This is a genomic window from Pseudomonas sp. BN414 (assembly GCF_029871275.1).
GTDB classification, from domain to species: Bacteria; Pseudomonadota; Gammaproteobacteria; order Pseudomonadales; family Pseudomonadaceae; genus Metapseudomonas; species Metapseudomonas resinovorans_C.
The window spans coordinates 221,090-244,599 of record NZ_SSOL01000073.1; the positions used below are offsets into that span (position 1 = coordinate 221,090).

The 23,510-nt window shown below is 60.3% G+C and carries 23 protein-coding genes, 4 tRNA genes and 1 pseudogene; 13 read left to right on the forward strand and 15 right to left on the reverse strand.

Annotated elements, in window-relative coordinates; translation table 11 throughout:
• Positions 1 to 457: 457 nt before the first annotated feature.
• From E8E95_RS21050 to E8E95_RS21085, 8 genes are all read right to left on the reverse strand, one after another.
• Positions 458 to 543 (reverse strand) — tRNA-Leu (locus E8E95_RS21050).
• A 189-nt stretch (positions 544 to 732) separates the two neighbouring features.
• Positions 733 to 806, reverse strand: a tRNA-Cys gene (locus E8E95_RS21055).
• A gap of 40 nt (positions 807 to 846) precedes the next feature.
• Positions 847 to 922: transfer RNA gene (locus tag E8E95_RS21060), tRNA-Gly, on the reverse strand.
• Positions 923 to 991: 69 nt separating this feature from the next.
• A complete protein-coding gene (gene pgsA, locus E8E95_RS21065; protein WP_077526549.1) occupies positions 992 to 1,552 on the reverse strand; it encodes a CDP-diacylglycerol--glycerol-3-phosphate 3-phosphatidyltransferase in 561 nt (186 codons plus the stop codon).
• A 32-nt stretch (positions 1,553 to 1,584) separates the two neighbouring features.
• On the reverse strand, positions 1,585 to 3,408 hold the full coding sequence (uvrC, locus tag E8E95_RS21070) for an excinuclease ABC subunit UvrC (protein WP_280353634.1): 1,824 nt from the start codon (positions 3,406 to 3,408) through the stop codon (positions 1,585 to 1,587).
• Position 3,409: 1 nt separating this feature from the next.
• Complete coding sequence (gene uvrY / locus E8E95_RS21075) at positions 3,410 to 4,054, reverse strand: UvrY/SirA/GacA family response regulator transcription factor (RefSeq protein WP_077526547.1); 645 nt, start codon at positions 4,052 to 4,054, stop codon at positions 3,410 to 3,412.
• Positions 4,055 to 4,346: 292 nt separating this feature from the next.
• Positions 4,347 to 4,973, reverse strand: a complete 627-nt coding sequence (locus E8E95_RS21080; protein WP_280353706.1) for an SCO family protein — start codon at positions 4,971 to 4,973, stop codon at positions 4,347 to 4,349.
• A gap of 39 nt (positions 4,974 to 5,012) precedes the next feature.
• Positions 5,013 to 6,686, reverse strand: a complete 1,674-nt coding sequence (locus tag E8E95_RS21085) for a multicopper oxidase domain-containing protein (RefSeq protein WP_280353636.1) — start codon at positions 6,684 to 6,686, stop codon at positions 5,013 to 5,015.
• A gap of 593 nt (positions 6,687 to 7,279) precedes the next feature.
• On the opposite strand from E8E95_RS21085, the gene E8E95_RS21090 reads away from it, so the two are divergent.
• The 3 genes and pseudogenes from E8E95_RS21090 to E8E95_RS21100 all read left to right on the forward strand — a co-directional run.
• A complete protein-coding gene (locus E8E95_RS21090) occupies positions 7,280 to 7,480 on the forward strand; it encodes a hypothetical protein (RefSeq protein WP_280353638.1) in 201 nt (66 codons plus the stop codon).
• Between the two features lie 200 nt (positions 7,481 to 7,680).
• Positions 7,681 to 8,223, forward strand: coding sequence for a YecR family lipoprotein (gene yecR, locus E8E95_RS21095; RefSeq protein ID WP_280353640.1), 543 nt, complete (start codon positions 7,681 to 7,683; stop codon positions 8,221 to 8,223).
• A gap of 205 nt (positions 8,224 to 8,428) precedes the next feature.
• Positions 8,429 to 8,579, forward strand: a pseudogene (locus E8E95_RS21100) (integrase); the annotation flags it as partial.
• Positions 8,580 to 8,705: 126 nt separating this feature from the next.
• Here the strand turns inward: E8E95_RS21100 and E8E95_RS21105 are convergent.
• Positions 8,706 to 8,795: transfer RNA gene (locus tag E8E95_RS21105), tRNA-Ser, on the reverse strand.
• 126 nt (positions 8,796 to 8,921) lie between these two features.
• Here E8E95_RS21105 and E8E95_RS21110 point away from each other — a divergent pair.
• The 7 genes from E8E95_RS21110 (at position 8,922) to E8E95_RS21140 (ending at position 13,167) form a co-directional block, all read left to right on the forward strand.
• Entirely contained in the window at positions 8,922 to 9,590 is a 669-nt protein-coding gene (locus E8E95_RS21110; protein ID WP_280353642.1) for a Bax inhibitor-1/YccA family protein, read from the forward strand.
• Between the two features lie 113 nt (positions 9,591 to 9,703).
• Positions 9,704 to 10,096, forward strand: a complete 393-nt coding sequence (gene tusD, locus E8E95_RS21115) for a sulfurtransferase complex subunit TusD (protein WP_280353644.1) — start codon at positions 9,704 to 9,706, stop codon at positions 10,094 to 10,096.
• 1 nt (position 10,097) lies between these two features.
• Positions 10,098 to 10,454, forward strand: a complete 357-nt coding sequence (gene tusC / locus E8E95_RS21120; protein WP_280353646.1) for a sulfurtransferase complex subunit TusC — start codon at positions 10,098 to 10,100, stop codon at positions 10,452 to 10,454.
• Entirely contained in the window at positions 10,454 to 10,756 is a 303-nt protein-coding gene (gene tusB / locus E8E95_RS21125) for a sulfurtransferase complex subunit TusB (RefSeq protein ID WP_280353648.1), read from the forward strand. Before tusC ends, tusB begins: the two co-directional genes overlap by 1 nt.
• Entirely contained in the window at positions 10,753 to 11,088 is a 336-nt protein-coding gene (locus tag E8E95_RS21130) for a TusE/DsrC/DsvC family sulfur relay protein (protein ID WP_280353649.1), read from the forward strand. The genes tusB and E8E95_RS21130 overlap by 4 nt, the downstream gene beginning before the upstream one ends.
• A complete protein-coding gene (locus tag E8E95_RS21135; protein ID WP_280353650.1) occupies positions 11,085 to 12,068 on the forward strand; it encodes a glycosyl transferase family protein in 984 nt (327 codons plus the stop codon). Before E8E95_RS21130 ends, E8E95_RS21135 begins: the two co-directional genes overlap by 4 nt.
• Before the next feature lie 85 nt (positions 12,069 to 12,153).
• Complete coding sequence (locus E8E95_RS21140; protein ID WP_280353652.1) at positions 12,154 to 13,167, forward strand: glutathione S-transferase family protein; 1,014 nt, start codon at positions 12,154 to 12,156, stop codon at positions 13,165 to 13,167.
• On the opposite strand, the gene cysG is transcribed toward E8E95_RS21140, so the two are convergent.
• The 6 genes from cysG to ftsK all read right to left on the reverse strand — a co-directional run bounded on the left by cysG (position 13,152) and on the right by ftsK (position 20,739).
• A complete protein-coding gene (cysG, locus tag E8E95_RS21145; RefSeq protein WP_280353654.1) occupies positions 13,152 to 14,546 on the reverse strand; it encodes a siroheme synthase CysG in 1,395 nt (464 codons plus the stop codon). The two genes, E8E95_RS21140 and cysG, sit on opposite strands and share 16 nt — an antisense overlap.
• A 122-nt stretch (positions 14,547 to 14,668) precedes the next feature.
• Entirely contained in the window at positions 14,669 to 15,949 is a 1,281-nt protein-coding gene (serS, locus tag E8E95_RS21150) for a serine--tRNA ligase (protein ID WP_280353655.1), read from the reverse strand.
• Between the two features lie 16 nt (positions 15,950 to 15,965).
• The gene (crcB, locus tag E8E95_RS21155; RefSeq protein WP_280353656.1) at positions 15,966 to 16,340 is read right to left on the reverse strand and encodes a fluoride efflux transporter CrcB; all 375 of its coding nucleotides are present in this window, start codon (positions 16,338 to 16,340) and stop codon (positions 15,966 to 15,968) included.
• Positions 16,337 to 17,662: a replication-associated recombination protein A gene (locus E8E95_RS21160; RefSeq protein ID WP_280353657.1), complete on the reverse strand. Its 1,326-nt coding sequence runs from the start codon at positions 17,660 to 17,662 to the stop codon at positions 16,337 to 16,339. Before E8E95_RS21160 ends, crcB begins: the two co-directional genes overlap by 4 nt.
• Before the next feature lie 12 nt (positions 17,663 to 17,674).
• A complete protein-coding gene (gene lolA / locus E8E95_RS21165) occupies positions 17,675 to 18,301 on the reverse strand; it encodes an outer membrane lipoprotein chaperone LolA (protein ID WP_179058382.1) in 627 nt (208 codons plus the stop codon).
• Between the two features lie 29 nt (positions 18,302 to 18,330).
• Positions 18,331 to 20,739, reverse strand: a complete 2,409-nt coding sequence (gene ftsK / locus E8E95_RS21170; protein ID WP_280353659.1) for a DNA translocase FtsK — start codon at positions 20,737 to 20,739, stop codon at positions 18,331 to 18,333.
• 266 nt (positions 20,740 to 21,005) lie between these two features.
• Between ftsK and trxB the strand changes: the two genes are divergently transcribed.
• Genes trxB through E8E95_RS21185 form a run of 3 tightly spaced genes read left to right on the forward strand, consistent with a single transcriptional unit; the run spans position 21,006 to position 23,436 of the window.
• A complete protein-coding gene (trxB, locus tag E8E95_RS21175) occupies positions 21,006 to 21,956 on the forward strand; it encodes a thioredoxin-disulfide reductase (protein ID WP_179058384.1) in 951 nt (316 codons plus the stop codon).
• 37 nt (positions 21,957 to 21,993) lie between these two features.
• Entirely contained in the window at positions 21,994 to 22,674 is a 681-nt protein-coding gene (gene aat, locus E8E95_RS21180; protein WP_280353661.1) for a leucyl/phenylalanyl-tRNA--protein transferase, read from the forward strand.
• A 54-nt stretch (positions 22,675 to 22,728) separates the two neighbouring features.
• On the forward strand, positions 22,729 to 23,436 hold the full coding sequence (locus E8E95_RS21185) for an arginyltransferase (RefSeq protein WP_077526651.1): 708 nt from the start codon (positions 22,729 to 22,731) through the stop codon (positions 23,434 to 23,436).
• Positions 23,437 to 23,510 lie beyond the last annotated feature (74 nt).

Genomic DNA, 23,510 nt, shown 5'->3' on the forward strand with positions numbered 1-23,510 from the left:
CATCCGCGGCAGGCCGGGCGATCATAAACCAGGAGTTGGGAAGGAGATATCGTCAGACACGAACAGGCCCGCACGTGGCGGGCCTGGAATTCGTAGTAGGTGGCCGGCGCTGGTTTCCGGCTTGCAAGGTTTATCAGGCATCTCACAGAAGCCAGTAACTCTTCTGCTTCACACGGCGTAAGGGCTGGATCTCATCTGGGAGATCTTTCTAACCGTGTACCCTTCGGAACGCGCCCCACGTTTCCTTGCTATCCGCTTGCGCATCAGTCTGCGTATCCACCTACTGATATTGAATCTAGCAAAGCCCTCCACTTCCGAAAGCGAGTTTTTAGATCGATTTCTTTCGGAGCAGGAATGGACTGGAACCGAACGGACTCAACATCCCGCACAGGGTTGCAGGAACCAGCAGAGTGCGTAGAAATTACTTGAGCAGAGGGCGATAAGAGACTGATTTTATTGGTGCCCGGAGCGGGACTCGAACCCGCAAGCCCAAAGGGCGAAGCATTTTAAGTGCTCTGCGTATACCGATTTCGCCATCCGGGCAGGAGGGGCATTGGTGCAGGGCGCTGATTTAAGCCCAAATAAAATTTCGAATCAATCACTTACGTGTCCAACAGCCAACTTGTGAGCAACCAGGTTCCACTCCCCGAGGGCTAGACCCGGGAAAGCCTGCAGCTTTTTCGAACCCATGAAAAAAGCCCCGTAGATTTTTGATCTACGGGGCTTTTTAGATGGAGGCCGAAGTCGGAATCGAACCGGCGTACACGGATTTGCAATCCGCTGCATGACCACTCTGCCATCCGGCCTAACAATAACGCCGCTTGCGGCGGCGTCATCGCGTGAAACTGGAGCGGGAAACGAGACTCGAACTCGCGACCCCGACCTTGGCAAGGTCGTGCTCTACCAACTGAGCTATTCCCGCTTTGTCGTGTTGACGGGCGCCATTCTATAGATTCATGAACAGCCGTCAACCCCTTGATTCAAAAAACTTTTATTTTTCCTTCGGGTCGGTGCTGAGGTGCGGCAAAGCGGCCAGCAGGTAGTGCAGCATGGACCACAGGGTAAGTGCCGCAGCGAGAATCAGCAGGAAATATCCGACGCCGACCCAGAAGGTGAGCAGCGGCGGATTGGCCAGAAGAATGACCAGCGCCACCATTTGCGCCGCAGTCTTCCACTTGCCCAGGTTGGACACCGCCACATGGGCACGCGCACCCAGCTCCGCCATCCACTCACGTAGGGCCGACACCACGATCTCACGACCGATGATGGTGGCAGCAGGTAGCGTCAGCCAGAGGTTATGGTGCTCCTCCACCAGCAGCACCAGCGCTACCGCCACCATCAGCTTGTCAGCCACCGGATCGAGGAAGGCACCAAAGGGCGTGCTTTGTTGCCAGCGCCGTGCCAGATAGCCATCGAACCAGTCGGTGACCGCCGCGATGGCAAAGACTGCACTGGCCGCCAGATAGCTCCAGGAGAACGGCAGATAGAAAAGCAGGATGAAGACGGGAATGAGCAGTACGCGCAGAACGGTGAGCAGGTTAGGAATATTCATCGTTACGGCTGGTTCTGAAGGAAGGCCGCATTCTACTCGCTGTGCAGAGCGGCATAAATCGACTCAGCAAGCTTTTTGCTGATGCCCGGTGCCTTGGCGATTTCTTCGATGCTCGCGCGGCTGAGTTCCTGCAGCCCGCCAAAGTGCTTGAGCAGCTCGCGGCGTCGCTTGGGCCCTACTCCAGCCACGTCTTCCAGGCTCGAGGTACGCCGCGCTTTGCCACGCCGGGCTCGGTGTCCGGTAATGGCAAAGCGGTGAGCCTCGTCGCGAATCTGCTGGATCAGGTGCAAAGCGGGAGAGTCCGCTGGCAGGGTGAACTCGTGCGCAGCATCGTTCAGGTAGAGCGTTTCGAAACCGGGCTTGCGAGTCACGCCCTTGGCGACGCCGAGCAGAATCAGCTCCGGCACGGCCAGTTCCTTCAATACTTCCTGGGCCATGGCCAACTGACCCTTGCCACCATCCACCAGGAGGATATCGGGCAGCTTGCCCTCCCCGTCCTTGAGCTTGCCGAAGCGGCGCGAGAGCGCCTGGTGCATGGCGGCGTAGTCGTCACCCGCGGTGACGCCCTCGATGTTGTAGCGGCGATAGTCCGACTTCAGCGCGCCCTCGGGCCCGAACACCACGCATGACGCGACAGTGGCCTCACCACTGGAATGGCTGATGTCGTAGCACTCCAGGCGCTGCGGCGCTTCATCCAGGCCAAGGGCTTCGGCCAGGGCCTCGAAACGAGCGGCAGTGTGTTGCCGGTTAGCCAGTCGCGCGGCCAACGCTTGCTCCGCGTTGGTGACTGCCAGCTGTTGCCAGCGTGCGCGCGTGCTACGCACCCGATGACTGATGTCCAGCTCCCGACCACGTAACTCGGCCAATGCTGCGATCAGTGTCGGGAAGTCCTCATGGGTTGCATTGACGATGAGTTCGCTGGGCAGATCCCGCTCCTGGTTGCCCAGGTAGTACTGGGCGATGAACGCCACCAGCACATCCGCAGACTCTTCTTCGATGCCCACCTGGGGGAAGAAATTCTTGCTGCCCAGCACACGTCCACCCCGAACGCTGATCAGGTGGACACAAGCACCACCCGGCGTCGCGATGGCAGCGACTACGTCGATATCGCCGGTGCCGCCTTCCATGCTCTGCTGGTCCTGGACCCGCCGCAGGATGGCAATCTGGTCGCGAAGCTCGGCCGCGCGCTCGAAATCGAGTTTCTGTGCTGCCCCTTCCATTGCCGTGGACAGTTCCTGGGTCAGCGCATTACTACGCCCTTCCAGGAACATCACGGAGTGCCGCACGTCTTCGGCGTATTCCGCCGGGTCCACCAGTGCAACGCAGGGTGCCTTGCAGCGCTTGATCTGGTACTGCAGGCAGGGCCGGGTGCGGTTCTTGTAGTAGCTGTCTTCACACTGACGGACCAGGAAAGCCTTCTGCAGCAGGTTGAGGCTTTCGCGGATGGCGCCGGCGCTGGGATAGGGGCCGAAATAGCGACCCTTCTTCTTTTTCGCGCCCCGGTGGATGCTGAGCCTCGGAAAGTCGCCATCGCTCAGGTGCACGTAGGGATAGGACTTATCGTCCCGCAACAGAATGTTGTAAGGCGGCCGCCATTCCTTGATGAGCGTCTGCTCCAGCAGCAGCGCTTCAGTCTCATTGGAGGTAATGGTGGTCTCGACCTGAACGATCCGCGCTACCAGGGCTGCGGTCTTGGGCGCCAGCCCGGTCTTGCGGAAGTAGCTGGCGAGACGCTTCTTCAGGTTCTTCGCCTTGCCCACATAAAGCAGCTTGCCGCCCGCATCGAGCATCCGGTAAACCCCCGGACGACCGCTGCAGGCGGCTAGGAAAGCACTTGCGTCGAAGGAGTCGGACATCTTAGCTGACGGCGTCTACCATGCCGTGCCGCACGGCCAGCAACGCCAACTCGACATCGCTGGAAATCGAAAGCTTGTCGAAGATTCGATAGCGGTACGTATTCACCGTCTTCGGCGACAGGCAGAGCTTGTCCGAAATGCTTTGCACCTTCTGGCAGTTGGCGATCATCAGGGCGATCTGGATTTCGCGCTCTGAGAGCAGATCGAACGGAGAGCCACTGGCCTGGGGCTGGAAGGACTTGAGCGCCAATTGCTGGGCGATCTGTGGGCTGATGAACCGATGCCCTGCGAAGACCTGGCGAATCGCCTGGATCATCTCTTCCAGGGCCGCGCCCTTCGTCAGGTAACCGGCCGCGCCGGCCTGTAGCAGACGAGTCGGGAAGGGATCTTCCTCACAGGCAGTCACCGCGACCACCTTGATGTCGGTGTGGCTGCGCAGAAGCTTGCGAGTGGCCTCCAGACCGCCGATGCCTGGCATCTTGACGTCCATGAGGACGACATCGGGCTTGAGTTCCCGTGCTTTCTTGAGTGCTTCCTCACCGCTATCGGCCTGCCCTACCACCTGCAGGCCATCGATATCGGCCAGCATGCGGGTAATCCCCGTTCTTACTAGATCGTGGTCATCGACCACCAGCACCCTAATCAAGCGACACCTCTTCAGTGCATCGCGCGCTGCCTGGGGCAGCAAGCTTGTTCAAATGAAGCTCACATTAGCAAATGACCAGAGATTGACCTAGCTCCAGTTACAACACACGTCAAAGGAGCAGCGCCAATTTCTCCACCGAGAAATACCGGACAGAGATCGAATCAGATACTGAATGTGGGAAGAATCCGAATAAATACAGATGATTGCGCGCTATTCAGGATGTGGATGATAAAGAAAAGCGGGTACGGAATGCGAGGGTGTCCCTGTAAAGCCAGGGACACCCTCGAACCCGTCACGAGGTTGCTACCCATTCGCGATCGACATGGTTCAGCGTGGCAAGGATGTGCTGCGGTCCGGTCAGCGCAGGCGCCATGGTCCAGCGTTCGTAGCTGTCGTTCCCCATACGCACGAGCCCGGTGTGACTGGTCAGATTGCGATCGATATCGGGGTCGACGTCATAGAAACCCAAGCTGAAGCGAATGGCCTCGATGTCTTCAGGCGCTCCGGTAAGGAATTCCCAACCCCGACCGACGTGGTACTTCTCGACATAGGCCTTCAGTACATCGGGCGTATCAAGCAACGGCTGCAGGGTAATGGAATGCATGAACACACTGCGCCCCACCCGGTCACCCAACAGCTGCTGGAACTGGCGCAGGTTTGCCGTCATGGTCGGGCATTTGCCCGTGCATTGCGTGTACATCATGTTGAAGGTGACGACCTTGCCGCGAATGAGGTCGTCATAGAACCGAACTCTGCGGCCCTCGTGGGTGTATAGCGTGACATTGGGAAAAGGAACTGCCCCGGCACCTTTTGCGTAGGCGGTTTCGACCATTCCATCGCCTCCGCGCATCGCTGCCCAACCGGCCAGCAAAGCAGCCGCTCCGCCCATTCCAGCCAGCATCTTTCTTCGCGTGTTCATCATGATTCCTCCCACCTCGAAAATGCTCTGCAATTGGCCTCAGACGATGTCCCAGCGCAGCATCATGGCGTGGTCCTCGTGGATCAGGTTGTGGCAGTGCATGGGGTACTTGCCCTTGTAGTCACGGAAACGCAGGAATATCCGCAACGTGGTGAACGGCTCGACCACATAGACATCCTTGCGCCCTTGCTCGTGAGGCGGGATGGGCACGCTGACACCCTTGACGATCTTCTGCAGGATTCGTCCTTCTTCGAAATGGATGTGAATGGGGTGGCTCCAGCCATCATCGACGTTCGACAGCTCCCAGATCTCATAGCCACCCTTGGGTATCTGTGCCCTCGCCACATTCACATCGACGAACAGCTTGTTGATCGCCCACATGCCCCTGTCGCGCTCGAAGATCCAGCGACGAACCGGTGCCGTGTCGATCTCGGCCTGGGTAATCACTGGCAACGGTCGCAGAGTTGCCGGCACCCGACTCAGATCCTGGGCTGGCGGATAACGATCAACGACTATCTTCAGCACGCGATCGCCCGGATCCTTGATGTCCTTGGGACGACGGGTTTCGATCTGACGCATGCGGTTGACCAGATAGAGCTGCGTACCGATCACATACTTCGAGAAATCGACCACTATGTCCGCGCGCTCGGCAACGCCCAGCGTCACGTTGGTCTGATTGAGCAGTGGTGCCGGGAACAGGTTTCCGTCATTGGAGATGTGCGTGAACTTCTGCATCACATTGGTCGGTGATACCAGAGCGAAGTTATAGAAACGACTCGGGCCGGTGTTCAGCAACCGGAAACGGTACTTGCGGGCGGCCACCCGCAGAACCGGTTCGATTCGGCCATTCACTGCCACCTTGTCGCCTAGGACCCCTTCCGGATTGACCTGGTCGTAGAACAGCCTGCCGTTCGCATCGAAACGCCGATCGTTGAAGTTCAGCGGGTAGTCGTACGGATAGCTCGGCAGGCGCAGCGCATTGGGATTCGGATCGGCCTCATTTCCCGAATCCAGCTCATCGAACATGCAGTAGAACCCCGCCAACCCGAGGTAGAGGTTGGGTGCGGTGAAGTCCAGCGTGTGATCGTGATAGAACAGCGTGCCGAGGGCTTCGGTAGGGTCTCCGACCAGGTCCTGGCGTGCTTCGAACCCCGCCTTCACGTTCGAGTACAGGTGATCCTTGAATCTGCCGTTGGCCGAGAGCGTCGGACCATGTTTGGTGGGGCTGTAGTAGTCGCCCGGGAAACCATCGCTTTCCGACCCACAGTGCAGGTTGTGCAAGTGAGTCGATATCTCCGGCGTACCGAAGCCCACATGGTCCTGCGGCAGCTTGTTATGGATGCGACAGATCAGCGGCCGCCCATAGCGCGCAAAGAACGTCGCGCTTGGCATGCTGTGGTCCGGATTGCTATTGGCCTGATAGCCCCAGATCCGCTGGGGTGGGTAGGACGGGCTGTAGACCCAGTCATTTCGCTCCGTGGCACTGATCTCGTAAAGCAATGCACCCGGCCCGAACTGCGCCCAGCGCTGGTGAGGATTGCGCCCCGCCTCGCCTCCGGCAACGTTGGCAACCTCGGTAGGTGGCGGACTCAGTGACGATACCGGGCCCGCCGGAGTGATCTGCGTGGGCAGTTCATGGGCCCAGGGAACAGTGGGTGGACTTGGCGGGAATACCGGTGGCGCAGTTTCAGCCCGCGCCTTCGTACCCGTCATCAGCAGTGGCGCCGCCATCGTCACTGCTGTCAGTTTCAGAAATTTCCTTCTCCCCTCGCCGTCAGCCTGTTCCTCAGACCGACCTGTCGCGTGCTCGCAGTCAGGGCGTTTCATGACTCTCTCCAGTTGCTGGCCCTCGACACTGGATGGACGCCTTATGGCGTCTCTAGAGGAACTGCACCAGTGAAGGTCCGGGCTGTTTGAGCGTTTGCTCGTTTTTGTTTAGCGCCGCATAACGTCAATAACCTGACTAAAGTGCAGATGTTTCAAAATGTAAATGCCAATGGTCATCCGATTGACGCGCCTGTCTGACAGCGCTGAAACGTCCGAGATAGAGCGACTGGAGAGGTAGGGAGGGGGACAGCCAGGCCGCCACTCAGGGATGAGCGGTCAAACGCTTACGCTGAAGGGCTGGAAATGTAACGAAATCGAGAAAACTCGCGCGCATACAAGCCCGGGAAAGAGTCGCATGACGAATGCTTGGCGACATGAAAGCGACCCTTGAAACGATCCGTATCGAGATCCAGGTTGCGGGGTCGGCAAGGTCCAGCTATCAAAAATGTTCCACTTCTACCTACACAAGGAGTTCCACCATGAGTGCACGCTTCTCGGTGAAAAGGGTCCCGAATGTTCAGGCCAGAGGGATCAGAAATGGTGAAGTTCTCGGAGGAACAGCGCTGGATGCCTATTGGTACCGGATTATCGACCGGGCCACCGGAGACTATGTCGGCGGCAAGCATCAGGAAGAGGCCATGGCGTTGGGCGAATGCCAGAGGCTGAACACCAGGACGTGAAGCGCCCGAAACGAAACTGGGGGCCCCTCTTTCGAGGCGACCCCCAGTACCTTCTGTTTCCAAGGGCTCCCAAAACGCTCCATTCGGAGATTTCCAGGAGATAGATGCCTTAGAAACTAACATCTATATGGCGGAGGCATTGAAAGTGAAGTTGTACTTAATCGACACGACCACTGGCCAATAGCCAGCAGACGCGGCTAATGGATATGATGGCCGCCTCACATCACGACAAGGAGGTCGCCGTGCGCGCCACCCCTCTCGCACTTCTCTCCCTCGCCGCAGCCCTGACTGTAAGCGGCTGCGCTACCAAAAAAGATTTCTACGCCATGGGCGGCAGTCGCGCAGACGGCACAGTTGATTTGGCATACGACTTCGCCCCATTCGAGCAACCCGTCGTAAACGTTAGCCAGGCCCAGAGTATCGCCAAGTCGAAGTGCCAGGTATGGGGCTATCAGGAAGCCGAAGCGTTCGGAGGCCAACAGCAGAACTGTCACCAGTTCAACGGTTATGGTTCCTGTGTCGCCGGCCAGATCGTGGTGAAGTACCAGTGCATCGGCACAGCAGATCGTCCAGTTGCTTCCAGCTCGCTCGCGCCAGCCACGCCCCAGGTTACTGACACTTCATCCGGGGCCCTCTCACGCCACCAATGGAAGCAGAAGCAGCTCGAGAAGCTCGACCAAGAAACTGGCCTGAGCTACGAGGAGTACCAGCGACGGTATCGGGAGATTGTGGGCAGTGACTGAGCTTCCCGAGCACAGGAAAGATAACCGTGGACAGGGGCGACGAGTCGATGTTCGACGCTGAGCAAATCAAGATTCGATACGAACGCCATGAACTAGACATGCAAGAACTTGGCGAGTCGCTCCAGGGATTCGCTCGACTTTACTCGACAGTGGCCAATTTCGGAGAGACAGGAGTCACAGCCGGCAGTGGAAGGCTCTCGAAGTCAGAGCACAATTCCAGTTCCGGGACATTCGCCTAAAGCTGCGTCGGAAGTAACCGACCTGAGGACGCCAGTCGGCTGTTGGGGCACACGGAAGAGGAGTTGACGGAGCGAGTTTATCGGCGCATTGGCGCCATCACCAAACCGTCAAAATAGGCGGAGTTTTAGAACTCTTCCCGAATAGTTTCGGAACTCTTCGCAAAGGACGACAGCCGTCCGGTCAGATTTTCGACCATCCAGAAAAGCGAAAGCCCCGATATACGGGGCTTTCAGCTATATAGATGGCGGAGGCGGTGAGATTCGAACTCACGGAAGAGTCTCCCCTTCGGCGGTTTTCAAGACCGCTGCCTTAAACCACTCGGCCACACCTCCGCTTGCGCGGGGCGCCATAGTACCGGAACGCAACACGCTGTCAAACTCTTGCAATAGGCGCCTTCCACGCCTCTGTTAATATCCAGCTCTGACCAAGGTCACGGAAACCAAATCGGGAGTGTCGCGATGAACGAACAGAATTATGCCCTCAACCCTGCGCAGGCTGAGCAGCTTGAAGTCAGCCGCGTGCTGCGCAATACGTACGGGCTGCTGGCCCTGACGCTGGCGTTCAGCGGCCTGGTCGCCTACGCAGCCCAACAGATGCGTGTGCCATATCCCAGCATCTTCGTGGTGCTGATTGGTTTCTACGGTCTGTTCTTCCTTACCGTGAAACTGCGTAACTCTGCCTGGGGCCTGGTATCCACTTTTGCCCTCACCGGCTTCATGGGCTACACGCTGGGTCCGATCCTCAACATGTATCTCGGGATGCCCAACGGCGGTGAAGTGGTGAGTTCGGCGTTCGCCATGACCGCCCTGGTGTTCTTCGGTCTATCCGCCTATGTGCTGACCACCCGCAAGGACATGAGCTTCCTCGGTGGCTTCATCACTGCCGGCTTCTTCGTCCTGATCGGCGCCACGCTGGTAAGCATCTTCTTCAATATCAGCGGCCTGCAACTGGCGATCAGCGCCGGCTTCGTAGTGTTCTCGTCGGTCTGCATCCTGTTCCAGACCAGCGCCATCATTCACGGCGGCGAGCGCAACTACATCATGGCCACCATCAGCCTGTACGTATCGATCTACAACCTGTTCATCAGCCTGCTGCAATTGATTGGCGTATTCAGCAGCAACGATTGATGCTCGCCAACTCCTCGGACTAGCCCGCTTCGGCGGGCTTTTTTCTGTCCGGACGGGCAAAAGGACGCGTCTGGCCGTATCATTCCAGCAGTTTTCCATTCGCCCGAGCGACCATGAAATTCGCCATTGCCCTGTTCGCCCCGCCCCATTCGCCCTCCTCCCGGCGTGCCCTCCGCTTCGCTGAGGCCTGCCTTGACGGGGGCCATGAAATCGTCCGGCTGTTCTTCTATCAGGAGGGTGTACACAGCGCTTCCGCCAACGCCGTTGCCCCCCAGGATGAGCCGAACCTCGCCGCCGAATGGAGCGCCTTCGTGCGCAAGCACCAGCTAGATGGCGTGGTCTGTATCGCCGCGGCACTCCGCCGTGGAGTGCTGAATGCGGAAGAAGCGCAGCGCTATGAAAGACCTGCAGCCAATTTGGCCGAAGGCTGGGACCTATCCGGTCTGGGACAACTGCATGAAGCCGCGCAGATAGCCGATCGACTGGTCAGCTTCGGAGGCAACTGAAATGAAGTCCATGCTCATCATCAGTCGCCAGGCGCCCTGGAGTGGTCCCGGAGCGCGCGAGGCTTTGGATATCGCGCTAGCGGGAGGCGCGTTCGACCTGCCACTTGGACTGCTGTTTCTTGATGACGGGGTGTTCCAGCTCGCATCCAGCCAGCAGCCGGCAACACTCCAGCAGAAGGACCTGACCGCCAATCTCCAGGCCCTACCGCTGTTCGGCGTCGAATCGCTCTTCGCCTCCGCGCGCAGCCTTCAGGAGCGCGGCCTGGACGGCGCTGCCCTGAACCTGGCTGTGGAGGTCCTCGACGATAGCGCGCTGACTTCCCTTATCGACCGTTATGACCAGGTGCTCACACTCTGATGGCCACCCTGCACGTTCTTTCCCACTCCCCTTTTTCCGACAGCCGCCTCGGAAGTTGCCTGCGCCTGCTGGGACCCGGTGACGGTCTACTGCTCAGTGGCGATGCTGTTTACGCGCTGCAACCTGGCAGCCTGACTCGCCAGGCGCTGGACCTGATGCCGGACTCGATCGCCCTGCACGCGCTTGCGGAAGACTTGCAAGCTCGAGCCCTGACCGGCCTACCAGCGCGCTTGAATGCCGTGGACTATCCGGCATTCGTGGAGCTCTGCTGCCACTACGACAAGGTGAACAGCTGGCTATGAGTGACTTGGTGATAGAGGGGCGCAGCATCCCGCTGGACAAGGACGGCTATCTCCAGGAGCTGAGCGACTGGAGCCCTGCCGTGGCCAATGCACTGGCCGATCTTGAGGAGCTGGCCCTGCAGCCGGAACACTGGGAGATTCTCGATTTGCTGCGCGGCTTCTATGCCGAGTTCCAGCTGTCTCCCGCGAACCGTCCCCTGGTCAAGTACGTTGCGCAGAAACTGGGCCCGGAAAAGGGCAACAGCCTGCACCTGAATCGCCTGTTCAAGGGCGCCCCTGCCAAGCTTGCCGCCAAGCTCGCCGGACTACCCAAGCCGACCAATTGCCTATGAATCTCGTCACTCCACCGGAACATCCCTTTGCCCAGTTCGTGCGCATCCTCGGAAAAGGCAAGCGCGGCGCCCGCAATATGACTCGAGAGGAAGCCCGCGAAGCCATGGGCATGCTTCTCGACGGCGAAGTTGAAGACACCCAACTCGGTGCCTTCCTCATGCTGCTGCGACACAAGGAAGAGAACGCCGAAGAACTGGCGGGCTTCACCGAAGCTTTCCGCCAACGCAATCAGGCGCCACCTATTGCGGTGGACCTCGACTGGCCGAGCTACGCCGGCAAGAAACGTCACTTGCCTTGGTACCTACTGGCAGCCAAGGCGCTGGCCGACAGCGGCGTGCGCATTCTCCTGCACGGCGGTGGCGCTCATACGGCCGGTCGCATGTACAGCGAACAATTGCTCGATCTGTTGGACATACCGCTGTGCCGGAACTGGGAGCAGGTCGCGGCAGCCCTCGACGAACGCCGCCTGGCTTTCATTCCCCTTGGATCATGGGCGCCGCAACTGCAGCGAATGATCGATCTGCGCAACACCCTTGGCCTGCGCTCTCCCATCCACTCCCTGGCACGCATCCTCAACCCACTCAATGCTCGCTGCGGCCTGCAGAGCATCTTCCATCCCGGCTATCAGGCGGAACACCGTGAAGCCAGCCGCCTACTCAACGACCACGCGATTGTGATCAAGGGGGAAGGTGGCGAGATCGAGGTCAATCCGGACGCTGCCTGCCATCTCTACGGCACCGCCAACGGCGAAGCATGGGATGAGGAATGGCCAGCACTCTCCCCTCTCCGACACGTGAAACCGGAAAGCCTGGACCCCAACCACATGGTTGCCGTCTGGCAGGGCAAGAGCGGCGATGAATACGGCCTCCTGGCAATACGCTCCACCATGGCGCTTGCCTTGCGAGGCATGGGCATGGAACGCGAACAGGCCTTCGAAGAAGCCGATCGAATCTGGGCGACTCGCCAAATATCGATTTAGTCGATAACCAATCCCATCAATTTGCGCTTTTCCATCGATAGCTTGTCGATAGACTGGAATCCGAACTCAACTTCGGAGACCGATCATGGGCTTGCTGATCGATGGAAAGTGGCATGACAAGTGGTACGACACCGCCAAGGATGGGCGTTTCCAGCGCGAGAGCGCACGCCGGCGAAACTGGATCACAACCGATGGATCGCCAGGCCCGTCAGGTGTCGGGGGCTTCCCGGCAGAATCCGGCCGCTATCACCTCTATGTATCCCTCGCCTGCCCGTGGGCGCATCGGACTCTGATCTTCCGCAAGCTGAAGGGCCTGGAGTCGTTGATCGACGTCTCAGTAGTCAGTTGGCTGATGCTGGAACAGGGCTGGACCTTCGACCCGGAATTCGGCTCTACCGGCGACAAACTGGACGGATTCGAATTCCTGCACCAGCGCTACACACAGGACACTCCCGACTACAGCGGCCGGGTTACGGTGCCACTGCTCTGGGACAAGCGCACCGGACGCATCGTCAGCAACGAATCCTCCGAAATCATCCGGATGTTCAACAGCGCCTTTGACCATCTCACCGGCAATACGCTGGACTTCTATCCGGAAGCACTGCGCAACGAGATCGACGCGCTCAACGAGCGCATCTACCCGGCGATCAACAACGGCGTCTATCGGGCAGGCTTCGCCACGACCCAATCCGCCTACGAAGAAGCCTTTCAGGTGCTGTTCGATGAGTTGGACCAACTGGACGCGCTACTGGAAACACGACGTTATCTGACTGGGGAGCGGATCACCGAAGCGGACTGGCGACTCTTCACCACGTTGATTCGTTTCGACGCCGTCTACCACGGGCACTTCAAGTGCAACCTGCGGCGCCTCGAGGATTACCCGAACCTCTCAGGCTGGCTGCGTGAGCTGTATCAGTGGCCTGGCGTTGCCGAAACGGTGAACTTCACCCACATCAAGCACCACTATTACGCCAGCCATCGCACCATCAATCCCACGGGCGTAGTGCCGCTAGGTCCAGCGCAGGATTTCAGCCGCCCACATGGTCGTGGGCACCTGAAGGCACTGCCTGTAGCAACGACGGCTCAGACGCCCGCCTGAGCCCCTTCGAACCAGGCCAGCTTGTCGCGCAGGGTCACGACTTCACCCACGATGACAAGGGTAGGCGCATGGACCTCGTGCTCCGCCACCAGTTGCGGCAGGTTGGCCAGAGTGCCGGTGAAGACGCGCTGGCGGCTGGTAGTGCCCTGCTGCACCAAGGCAGCCGGGGTATCGGCTGCGCGGCCATGCGCGACCAGTTGCTCGCAAATCAGCGGAAGGCCAACCAGCCCCATGTAGAACACCAGGGTCTGGCCCGGAGAGACGAGGTCACCCCAAGGCAGGTCGCAGCTTCCATCCTTGAGGTGACCAGTGACGAAACGCACCGACTGCGCATAGTCCCGGTGGGTGAGCGGGATACCGGCGTAGGCGGCGCAGCCGGACGCCGCGGTAATGCCCGGCACGACCTGGAACGGAATTCCCTCGGTCGCAAGCTCTTCGATCTCCTCACCGCCGCGACCGAAGATGAAGGGGTCACCGCCCTTGAGGCGTAGCACCCGCTTACCCAGCTTGGCCTGTTCGATCAGCAGGCGATTGATCTCGTCCTGCGGCAGCGCATGGTCGGCGCGACGCTTGCCAACATAGATGCGTTCGGCGTCCCGACGGCAGAGCTCGATGATGGGCGAGGCAACCAGGCGGTCGTAAAGCACGACATCAGCCTGCTGCATGAGGCGCAAGGCACGGAAGGTCAGCAGGTCAGGATCGCCCGGTCCAGCGCCCACCAGATACACCTCACCCAATGCCTTGGGCGCGCCGCCAGCCACTCGCTCGGCCAGCAGACGCTCAGCTTCGGCGCCCTGCCCGGCCAGCATGCGTTCGGCCACCGGCCCTTGGAAAACTTCTTCCCAGAACACGCGCCGCTGCTGAACATCCGGGAGAAGCGCCTTTACCTGGTCGCGAAACTTCTTCGCCAGGCCAGCCAACTGGCCGTAGGCAGCAGGAATCCAGGTTTCGATCTTCGCGCGAATCAATCGAGCCAGAACAGGGGCATCACCGGCACTTGATACGGCAACGATCAGCGGAGAGCGATCGACGATGGCGGGAAAGATCACGCTACAAAGCTTGGGAGCGTCCACCACGTTGACGGGAATGCCACGCGCCTGGGCCTGCGCCGACACTTCCGCGTTCAGCGCCGTGTCGTCGCTGGCAGCGATAACCAGCACACAGGCGTGCAGGTCCGCCTCCTGATAACCGCGCAGATGCGACTCGCCGGCGCTCTGTTCGACCATATCGAGCAGCTGCGCATCGATTTCCGGCGCCACTACTCGCAGCCGAGCCCCCGCGTCGGCGAGCAGGCGCGCCTTGCGCAGGGCCACCTCGCCCCCACCGACCACGAGCACGTTACGCCCTTGAAGATTGTGGAACAGCGGGAGGAAATCCATAGCAGCGCCTTTTAGCAGTAACGGGTGGAGGTAGAGCTTGAACGGTCACCGCCCGCGTGCAGCCAGGCTACGACGCGGGCGGTGGGGCTTTCCACATCCCCTGGCGATGCAGGGGCCGGCGATCAGCCGATGACGTCGATGCCGCCCATGTATGGCTTCAGCACTTCAGGCACGCGGATGCTGCCGTCAGCCTGCTGATAGTTCTCGAGAACGGCGACGAGTGTGCGGCCGACAGCCAGGCCGGAGCCATTCAGCGTGTGCACCAGCTCAGGCTTGCCGGTTTCCGGATTGCGGTAGCGCGCCTGCATGCGGCGAGCCTGGAAGTCACCGCAGTTGGAGCAGGAAGAAATCTCGCGGTACTTGTCCTGGCTAGGGACCCAGACTTCGAGGTCGTAGGTCTTGGTGGCGCTGAAGCCCATGTCGCCGGTGCAGAGGGCCAGAACGCGGTAAGGCAGTTCGAGCAGCTGCAGTACGCGCTCGGCGTTGGCGGTCATGCCTTCCAGGGCCTCGAAGGACTTGGACGGCTCGACGATCTGTACCATCTCGACCTTGTCGAACTGATGCTGACGGATCATCCCGCGAGTATCACGACCCGAGGCACCGGCCTCGCTGCGGAAGCACGGCGTGTGGGCAACGAACTTGATCGGCAGTTGCTTGGCGTCGACGATCTCGCCAGCAACGATATTGGTCAGGGAAACTTCTGCGGTCGGAATCAGGTAGAAGTCCGCCTCATTCTCACGAGTGATCTTGAACAGATCCTCCTCAAACTTGGGCAGCTGGCCGGTACCCTGCAAGGCCGGAGCCTGGACCAGATAAGGCGTATAGGCCTCTTCGTAGCCGTGGTCAGTCACATGCAGGTTGATCATGAACTGCGCCAGAGCACGGTGCAGGCGGGCAATGGGGCCGCGCAGCAGGGCAAAACGCGCACCGGAGAGCTTGGCGGCGGTTTCGAAATCGAGCCAGCCATGTTGCTCGCCCAGGGCGACGTGGTCCTTGACGTCGAAGTCGAAGCTGCGCGGAGCACCCCAGCGACGCACCTCAACGTTGCTCTCTTCGTCCGCACCTACCGGCACGGACTCATGGGGCAGGTTCGGGATGTTCAGGAGCAGGTTGTCGAGTTCTACCTGGATGCTTTCCAGCTCGCGCTTGCCCTCTTCGAGCTCGTTACCCATCCGATCGACTTCGGCCAGCAGCGGCGCAATGTCTTCGCCGCGCTGTTTCGCCTGGCCAATGGATTTGGAACGGGCGTTGCGCTCGGCCTGCAATTGTTCAGTGCGGGTCTGCACCGACTTGCGCTGGTTCTCCAGCGCTTCCAGGCGCGCTACGTCAAGTTCAAAGCCTCGGGTGGCAAGGCGTTCCGCGATTTCCCGGGGCTGGGTGCGGACCAGTTTGGCGTCGAGCATGTCAGGTTCTCGTCTCTCAGATTTTCGTCAGTATCAGGCCCGCCCAGGTGGCGAGCAGGCCACCCAACACGCTCAGCAGCCCATAGCCCAAGGCCATTGGCAGCTGGCCATTCTCAAGCAGGCGCAGCGTGTCGAGGGAAAAGGATGAAAAAGTCGTCAGGCCACCCAGGAATCCCACCATGAGCCCGGCACGGATTTCCACCGGAATTTCGGGTCGCAGGAGAAACAGGCCGTACAAATAGCCAATCAGCAGGCAGCCGACGATATTGACCGCAAGGGTACCGGCGTAGAAGTAGCGTGGCCAGTAGGCAGTAATCAGATTGCCGGTGGCGAATCGCAGCAAGGTGCCCGCCACGCCACCAGCAGAGACCGCCAGGATCAGTCCGATCATGGTTTTCTCCGCTGCCACGGGCTGTTGCGATCAAGATTCTTCAGATGTTGCAGCTTGTCGCGAATCTTCAGCTCCAGACCGCGCGGCACCGGTTGGTAGTACTGGCGCGGCTCAAGCTGCTCAGGGAAGTAATCCTCCCCCGCCGCATAAGCATCGGGCTCGTCATGGGCATAGCGGTATTCCTCGCCATAACCCAGTTGCTTCATCAGCTTGGTGGGGGCATTACGCAGATGCAGTGGCACCTCGAGCGAACCGCTCTCGGTCACATCGCGCATGACGGCCTTGAAGGCCATGTAGACCGCGTTACTCTTCGGCGCGCAGGCGAGATAGGTAATAGCCTGCGCTACGGCCAGTTCGCCTTCGGGACTGCCAAGCCGTTCCTGCACATCCCACGCCGACAAGCACAGGCTCAGCGCGCGGGGATCGGCGTTGCCGATGTCCTCACTGGCCATGCGCACGACACGACGGGCGATATAGAGCGGGTCGCAACCGCCGTCGAGCATTCGCGCGTACCAGTACAGCGCCGCATCCGGGTCCGAGCCACGCACTGATTTATGCAAGGCGGAAATCTGGTCGTAGAAGGCTTCGCCGCCCTTGTCGAAACGGCGACGGCTGTCGCCCAGGAGATTCTGCAGCAGCTCAGAGCCGATCTCGCCACCGTCTTCGGCAAGGTCGGCAGCGTTTTCCAGCAGGTTGAGCAGGCGGCGACCATCGCCGTCGGCAGCAGCCATGAGCATGGCGAAACTCTCGTCCGGCAAGCTCAGCTTGCGCTTACCCAGCCCCTTCTCCTCGTTCAGCGCCCGCGCTACCAGCTTGCGCAAGGCCGGTTCGTCGAGGCTCTTCAGCACATAGACGCGTGCACGCGATAGCAGCGCATTGTTGAGTTCGAAGGAAGGGTTTTCGGTGGTCGCACCGATGAAAATCAGGGTGCCGTCTTCCACGTAAGGCAGGAAGGCGTCCTGCTGGGATTTGTTGAAGCGATGCACCTCATCCACGAAAAGAATGGTGCGGCGACCGTACTGCGCGGCCTGCTGCTTGGCCATTTCCACAGACTGACGAATCTCCTTCACGCCCGAAAGGACCGCGGAGATGGTCTCGAAGTGAGCATCGGTGACCTGGGCCAGCAGCTTGGCCAAGGTCGTTTTGCCGACGCCGGGCGGGCCCCAGAAGATCATCGAATGCAGCGCGCCCTGCTCCAGGGCCTCACGCAACGGCTTGCCGGGTGCCAGCAGGTGCTCCTGGCCGACGTATTCGTCCAGGCTGGCGGCACGTAAACGCGCAGCCAGCGGTTGGGCGATGGGTTCGGAGCGGAAAAGGTCCATGGGCGTTACAGCTTATTCCTGGATGACGTCGGCGCCTTCCGGGATCTTGAAGTTGAACTGCGCGGTATCGATCGCCTGGTTCATCTTGACCCCGAGGAAGAGGATGTTGGTGCGCTGGCCGACGCTGTCGATCAGTTGCATGTCGTTGATCACGCCATTGCGGAACGACAGGCGCAGGGTATCGAACAGGGTGTCCTTGGCCTTGGGCTTGAGAATGAAGTCCACGACATCGCCGCCTTCCTTGTGAGTGATCTCGAAGTTCTCGCTGATCTTCGAAATATCACCGGACAGCAGCAGCGCCGGAGTGTGGGTCAGGCGTTGATCGAGGGTCTGGATGGTCACCTGTTGCAGGTCCGGGTCGTAGAGCCAGACCTTCTCGCCATTGGAAACCAGCAACTGCTCCATCGGCGCGTCGGTATGCCAGCGGAACAGGCCTGGACGCTTCAGCGACAGTTCACCAGAAGTTTCCTGCAGTTGAGTACCGGAACCATCGAGGGTCAATTGGGAAAAACGGCCAGTAATGGTCTGGGCCTTGTTCAGCATTTCAGTCAGGCGGCCGATGGCCAGCTTGTCGTCAGCCTGGGCGGTCAAGGCGGTCAGCCCGAGTACAGCGACCATGAGCATGCGGATGAGTCGCATGGAATTCCTCGTCAAAAATCCGTTTCGGATCAGTCTCGCACCGGTGACGGCGCGATCACCTCGCGCGAACCGTTGCCGTTCATGGGGCTTACCACCCCAGCCATTTCCATCGCCTCGATCATGCGCGCGGCGCGGTTGTAGCCAATCTTCAGCTTGCGCTGCACTGCGGAAATCGAAGCGCGACGACTTTCGGTCACGAAGCGTACCGCCTCGTCATACAGCGGATCGTCCTCGCTGCCTTCGCTGCCACCTTCACCGCCGTCGCCGCCGGAGAAGCTGCCACCGCCCTCATCCGCGCCCGCCAGGATGTCTTCGATGTAGTCCGGCGCACCGCGCAGCTTCCAGGCTTCCACCACACGGTGTACTTCGTCGTCAGACACGAAAGCGCCATGGACACGGATTGGCAGGCCGGTGCCCGGGGGCAGGTAAAGCATGTCGCCGTGGCCGAGCAATTGCTCCGCCCCTCCCTGGTCGAGGATGGTGCGGGAGTCGATCTTGCTGGATACCTGGAACGCCATCCGAGTCGGGATGTTGGCCTTGATCAGGCCGGTGATCACGTCAACCGAGGGACGCTGGGTCGCGAGTATCAAGTGGATACCGGCCGCCCGCGCCTTCTGCGCAATACGGGCAATCAGTTCTTCCACCTTCTTGCCGACGATCATCATCATGTCAGCGAATTCGTCGACGACGACCACGATGGTCGGCAGCGTCTTCAGCAGCGGCGCTTCGTCTTCCATGCTCTCGCGGCGATAGAGCGGATCAGTCAGCGGCGTGCCGGCTTCCTCGGCATCCTTCACCTTGCGGTTGAAACCGGCAAGGTTCCGCACGCCCATGGCCGCCATCAGCTTGTAGCGCCGCTCCATCTCGGCAACGCTCCAGCGCAAGGCGTTGGCCGCTTCCTTCATGTCAGTGACCACGGGGCACAGCAGGTGAGGAATGCCTTCGTAGATGGAGAGTTCCAGCATCTTCGGGTCGATCATGATCATCCGCGCCTGCTCGGGCGTGGACTTGAACAGGATCGACAGGATCATGGCGTTCACACCGACCGACTTACCGGAACCGGTGGTACCTGCCACCAGCAGGTGAGGCATCTTGGCGAGGTCGGTAATGATCGGTTTGCCACCGATGTCATGCCCCAGGGCAAGGGTGACCGGCGACTTGGCCTCGTCGTATTCGGACGAGGACAGTACTTCGGAGAAGCGCACCATCTGGCGGTCTTCGTTGGGAATCTCGATGCCGACAGTGGTCTTGCCGGGAATGACTTCCACCACGCGAACGCTGATCACTGCCAATGAACGAGCAAGGTCCTTCGCCAGGTTGGAGATACGACTGACCTTCACACCCGCGGCCGGCTGGATCTCGAAGCGGGTGATCACGGGGCCTGGATGTACGGATTCCACGATCACCTCGACGCCGAACTCCTTCAGCTTGATCTCCAGAAGGCGCGACATGGCCTCCAGGGATTCCGGCGAGAAGCTCTTCTGCTTCTTCTCGGCGACATCGAGGATGGAAATGGGGGGCAAGGTCCCTTCGACGGCCGTGTCGACGAACAGAGGCGCCTGTTTCTCCTTCTGCACGCGCTTGCTCGACTCTGCCGGCTTGGGCGGCGGTGGCGGCGCAATGACCGGCGCCGGGCGCTTCTCACGTTCGGTCATGTGCTTGGTCAGGGCCTCTTCGCGCTCGATCAGGCGTTCCTTGACCTTGGCCTGCTCGCGGCGATCCGGCACCACTGGCGCGGCAACCTCGTTCACACGCACATCCACTTCACGCAGCTTGGCCACCAGTTGCTTGCGCTCGAGGCGCGCGCTCCACCAACGGTTGACGGCGCTCTGAATGAGTTCGAAAAGGTCGAGGGTGATCTTGCCGGTCAGGTCCATGACCTTGAACCAGGAAAGATCGGTGAACACCGTCAGGCCGAAGAGGAAGAGTGCGAAGAACAGCAGGGTGCTGCCCTGCACATTGAGGGCATTGACCGCCAGATGGCTGAGGCTCTCCCCCAAGGCGCCGCCCGCGGAGGCCGGCAGCCCGGCATGGTCCTGGAAATGGATATCGGCCAGTGCGGCGCCGGAAAGCACGAGGAAGACCAGGCCGATCAGGCGCCAGGAAAACAGCCAGCCGCTCCAGTCGATGGGTTCGTGTCGGTGACGGAAGACCTGCAGGGTCTTGATCGCCAACAACAGCGGGAAGACATAGGCGAAGTAGCCCAGGGCCATGAACAGGATGTCAGCGAACCAGGCCCCCAGGCGGCCGGCCGCGTTCTGCACTTGCTCGACGTTGCTGGTATGGGTCCAGCCCGGATCGGAGGAGTCGTAGGTGAGCAATGCCATCCACAGGTAGAGGCAGACCGCACCCAGCGCGATCAACGCACCTTCCTTGAGGCGATAATGCAATTGCTGGCGCCAGACAGGAATCTGGGCTCTGGTCGTGGAATTCTTCAAAACGCGTCTTTTCCTGCGCCCGTGGCGCGTTCAAGAGTCGGTCGAGGGTGAAAAGTCCGCAGGCACTGTGCCATCACGGGCTCCAACCCATTCGGAACGCGGCCCATTGTACGGATTTGCCTGCGCGACGCCATGAGGGAGCTGATTGTCGCTCCAGCGTTTTGGCGACGTCTCGCGCTTCGGTGTAGCATAGCCGCCAACAATTTGCGCAATGCTCAATTGGAGCATGCATTCTCTTTCGTGACAAAGACTTATGGAGCCTTTTTATGAGCGAAGTCAAGCATTCCCGATTGATCGTCCTGGGCTCCGGCCCGGCGGGCTACACCGCGGCTGTCTATGCCGCTCGCGCCAACCTCAAGCCGGTGGTGATCACCGGTATCCAGCCCGGTGGCCAACTGACCACCACCACTGAAGTGGACAACTGGCCGGGCGACGTCGAAGGCCTGACCGGTCCAGCCCTGATGGAGCGCATGCAGAAGCACGCCGAGCGTTTCGATACCGAGATTGTCTACGACCACATTCACACCGCCGAGTTGCAGAAGCGCCCCTTCATCCTCAAGGGCGACAGCGGCACCTACAGCTGCGACGCACTGATCCTGGCTACCGGCGCCTCTGCCCAGTACCTCGGTCTGCCCTCCGAAGAAGCCTTCGCCGGCAAAGGCGTCTCCGCCTGCGCGACCTGTGACGGTTTCTTCTATCGCAACCAGGTGGTCTGCGTTGTTGGCGGCGGTAATACCGCAGTCGAGGAAGCCCTGTACCTGGCCAACATTGCCAAGGAAGTCCACCTGATCCATCGCCGCGACAAGCTGCGCTCGGAGAAGATTCTTCAGGACAAGCTGTTCGAGAAGGCCGCCAACGGCAACGTGCGCCTGCACTGGAACCACACCCTGGACGAAGTCCTGGGCGACAACACCGGCGTAACCGGCGTGCGCCTGCAGAACACCGTGGACGGCACCACCAAGGAGCTCTCCCTGGCAGGCGTGTTCATTGCCATCGGCCACAAGCCGAACACTGACCTGTTCAAAGGCCAGCTGGAGATGCGTGACGGCTACCTGATCGTTCAGGGCGGCCTCGAAGGCAACGCCACCGCCACCAGCATTCCGGGCGTATTCGCCGCCGGCGACGTGGCTGACCACGTCTACCGCCAGGCCATCACTTCCGCCGGCTCGGGCTGCATGGCTGCGCTGGACGCCGAAAAGTTCCTCGACGCCAACTGACAGGAATGGCGGGCTTCGGCCCGCCCTCCCCTCCTCCATGCTGACCTGGCTACATCGTGACTCCCTCGAATTCCCGCCGCTCGGCCGAGCGATGCGTGAGCCCAATGGCCTACTGGCTGCCGGTGGCGATCTCTCGCCCGAGCGCCTGATTCAGGCCTATCGCCACGGATGCTTCCCTTGGTACCAGGAAGGCCAACCCATTCTCTGGTGGTCTCCTAATCCCCGCACCGTACTGCAGCCCCAGGAAATTCACATTTCCCGCAGCCTTGCGAAGCTGCTTCGCCAAGGACGCTTTCGCGTGACCTTCAACCAGGCGTTCGACGCTGTCGTAGAGGGCTGTGCCGGACCACGCAGCTATACCGACGGCACCTGGATCACCCCGGCAATGCAGGCGGCTTATATCGAACTGCACCGCCGCAACGTCGCACACTCGGTGGAAGTCTGGAAGGACGATGAACTTGTCGGCGGCCTCTACGGACTGGCCATCGGCAAGCTGTTTTTTGGCGAGTCGATGTTCAGCCGGACCGACAACGCCTCGAAAGTCGGTTTCGCCACCCTGGTGCAACACCTCGACCAATGGGGCTTCGTTCTGATCGACTGCCAGATGCCCACGCAGCACCTGCAAAGCTTTGGCGCCCGCACCATCAGCCGGGAGAAGTTTTCCCGCTACCTGCAGCTCTACCTCGATCAACCGAACGCCGCAGACTGGATCGCCTAGGCGAGCCCCGCAGCCTGACATACACTTGCTGAAGGGATTTCCCGGGGGTTGATCATGACCGAGCTGGCTCGTCTCAAGTTTTACGCCACTCAGCCGCATCCATGCAGCTACCTGCCCGAGGAGCAGGCCACTACCCTGTTCCTCGATCCCAGCCAGCCCATGGACGTGGAGGTCTATGCCGAATTGTCGGAAATGGGCTTCCGCCGCAGTGGCGACCATCTCTATCGCCCGCATTGCCAGCGCTGCAATGCCTGCGTGCCTGCGCGCATCCCCGCTGACCAGTTCATTCCGAGCCGCCAGCAGAAGCGCATCCTCAAGCGCAACAGCGACCTGACCGTGACCGCCGTACGCCCCTCCTTCACCGAGGAGTATTACGCGCTCTACGTCCGCTACATCGAACAGCGCCACTCCGATGGCGACATGTATCCGCCCAGCCGTGACCAGTTCTCCACTTTCCTGGTTCGCGACCTGCCGTTTTCGCGCTTTTACGAATTCCGCCTCAAGGGCGAACTCAAGGCCGTGGCGGTAACGGATGTACTGCCGAACGGGCTTTCTGCGGTCTACACCTTCTACGACCCCGACGAAGAGCGACGCAGCCTCGGTCGCTATGCCATCCTCTGGCAGATCGGCGAAAGCGCCCGCCTCGGCCTGCAGGCCGTGTACCTCGGCTACTGGATCAAGAACTGCAGGAAGATGAACTACAAGACCCAGTACCGCCCAATCGAACTCTTCGTCAATCAGCGCTGGGTGACGCTCAGCTGAAGCCCTTGGCGAGCAGTGCTGTTTTCGGGCACAATGCACGCCGTTTTTGCCCGCCGCGCGTTGCGGCCGGGCCC

What these genes read in the sequence shown, in the direction of transcription:
- tusB (WP_280353648.1), top strand. Translation starts at nt 10,454, where the DNA reads ATGGCCACCCTGCACGTTCTTTCCCACTCCCCTTTTTCCGACAGCCGC.
- uvrC (WP_280353634.1), bottom strand. Translation starts at nt 3,408, where the DNA reads ATGTCCGACTCCTTCGACGCAAGTGCTTTCCTAGCCGCCTGCAGCGGT.
- E8E95_RS21160 (WP_280353657.1), bottom strand. Translation starts at nt 17,662, where the DNA reads ATGGACCTTTTCCGCTCCGAACCCATCGCCCAACCGCTGGCTGCGCGT.
- tusC (WP_280353646.1), top strand. Translation starts at nt 10,098, where the DNA reads ATGAAGTCCATGCTCATCATCAGTCGCCAGGCGCCCTGGAGTGGTCCC.
- E8E95_RS21080 (WP_280353706.1), bottom strand. Translation starts at nt 4,973, where the DNA reads ATGAACACGCGAAGAAAGATGCTGGCTGGAATGGGCGGAGCGGCTGCT.
- E8E95_RS21085 (WP_280353636.1), bottom strand. Translation starts at nt 6,686, where the DNA reads ATGACGGGTACGAAGGCGCGGGCTGAAACTGCGCCACCGGTATTCCCG.
- E8E95_RS21110 (WP_280353642.1), top strand. Translation starts at nt 8,922, where the DNA reads ATGAACGAACAGAATTATGCCCTCAACCCTGCGCAGGCTGAGCAGCTT.
- yecR (WP_280353640.1), top strand. Translation starts at nt 7,681, where the DNA reads ATGGATATGATGGCCGCCTCACATCACGACAAGGAGGTCGCCGTGCGC.
- E8E95_RS21130 (WP_280353649.1), top strand. Translation starts at nt 10,753, where the DNA reads ATGAGTGACTTGGTGATAGAGGGGCGCAGCATCCCGCTGGACAAGGAC.
- cysG (WP_280353654.1), bottom strand. Translation starts at nt 14,546, where the DNA reads ATGGATTTCCTCCCGCTGTTCCACAATCTTCAAGGGCGTAACGTGCTC.
- crcB (WP_280353656.1), bottom strand. Translation starts at nt 16,340, where the DNA reads ATGATCGGACTGATCCTGGCGGTCTCTGCTGGTGGCGTGGCGGGCACC.
- pgsA (WP_077526549.1), bottom strand. Translation starts at nt 1,552, where the DNA reads ATGAATATTCCTAACCTGCTCACCGTTCTGCGCGTACTGCTCATTCCC.
- aat (WP_280353661.1), top strand. Translation starts at nt 21,994, where the DNA reads ATGCTGACCTGGCTACATCGTGACTCCCTCGAATTCCCGCCGCTCGGC.
- E8E95_RS21090 (WP_280353638.1), top strand. Translation starts at nt 7,280, where the DNA reads ATGAGTGCACGCTTCTCGGTGAAAAGGGTCCCGAATGTTCAGGCCAGA.
- trxB (WP_179058384.1), top strand. Translation starts at nt 21,006, where the DNA reads ATGAGCGAAGTCAAGCATTCCCGATTGATCGTCCTGGGCTCCGGCCCG.
- serS (WP_280353655.1), bottom strand. Translation starts at nt 15,949, where the DNA reads ATGCTCGACGCCAAACTGGTCCGCACCCAGCCCCGGGAAATCGCGGAA.
- lolA (WP_179058382.1), bottom strand. Translation starts at nt 18,301, where the DNA reads ATGCGACTCATCCGCATGCTCATGGTCGCTGTACTCGGGCTGACCGCC.
- E8E95_RS21185 (WP_077526651.1), top strand. Translation starts at nt 22,729, where the DNA reads ATGACCGAGCTGGCTCGTCTCAAGTTTTACGCCACTCAGCCGCATCCA.
- E8E95_RS21140 (WP_280353652.1), top strand. Translation starts at nt 12,154, where the DNA reads ATGGGCTTGCTGATCGATGGAAAGTGGCATGACAAGTGGTACGACACC.
- E8E95_RS21135 (WP_280353650.1), top strand. Translation starts at nt 11,085, where the DNA reads ATGAATCTCGTCACTCCACCGGAACATCCCTTTGCCCAGTTCGTGCGC.
- tusD (WP_280353644.1), top strand. Translation starts at nt 9,704, where the DNA reads ATGAAATTCGCCATTGCCCTGTTCGCCCCGCCCCATTCGCCCTCCTCC.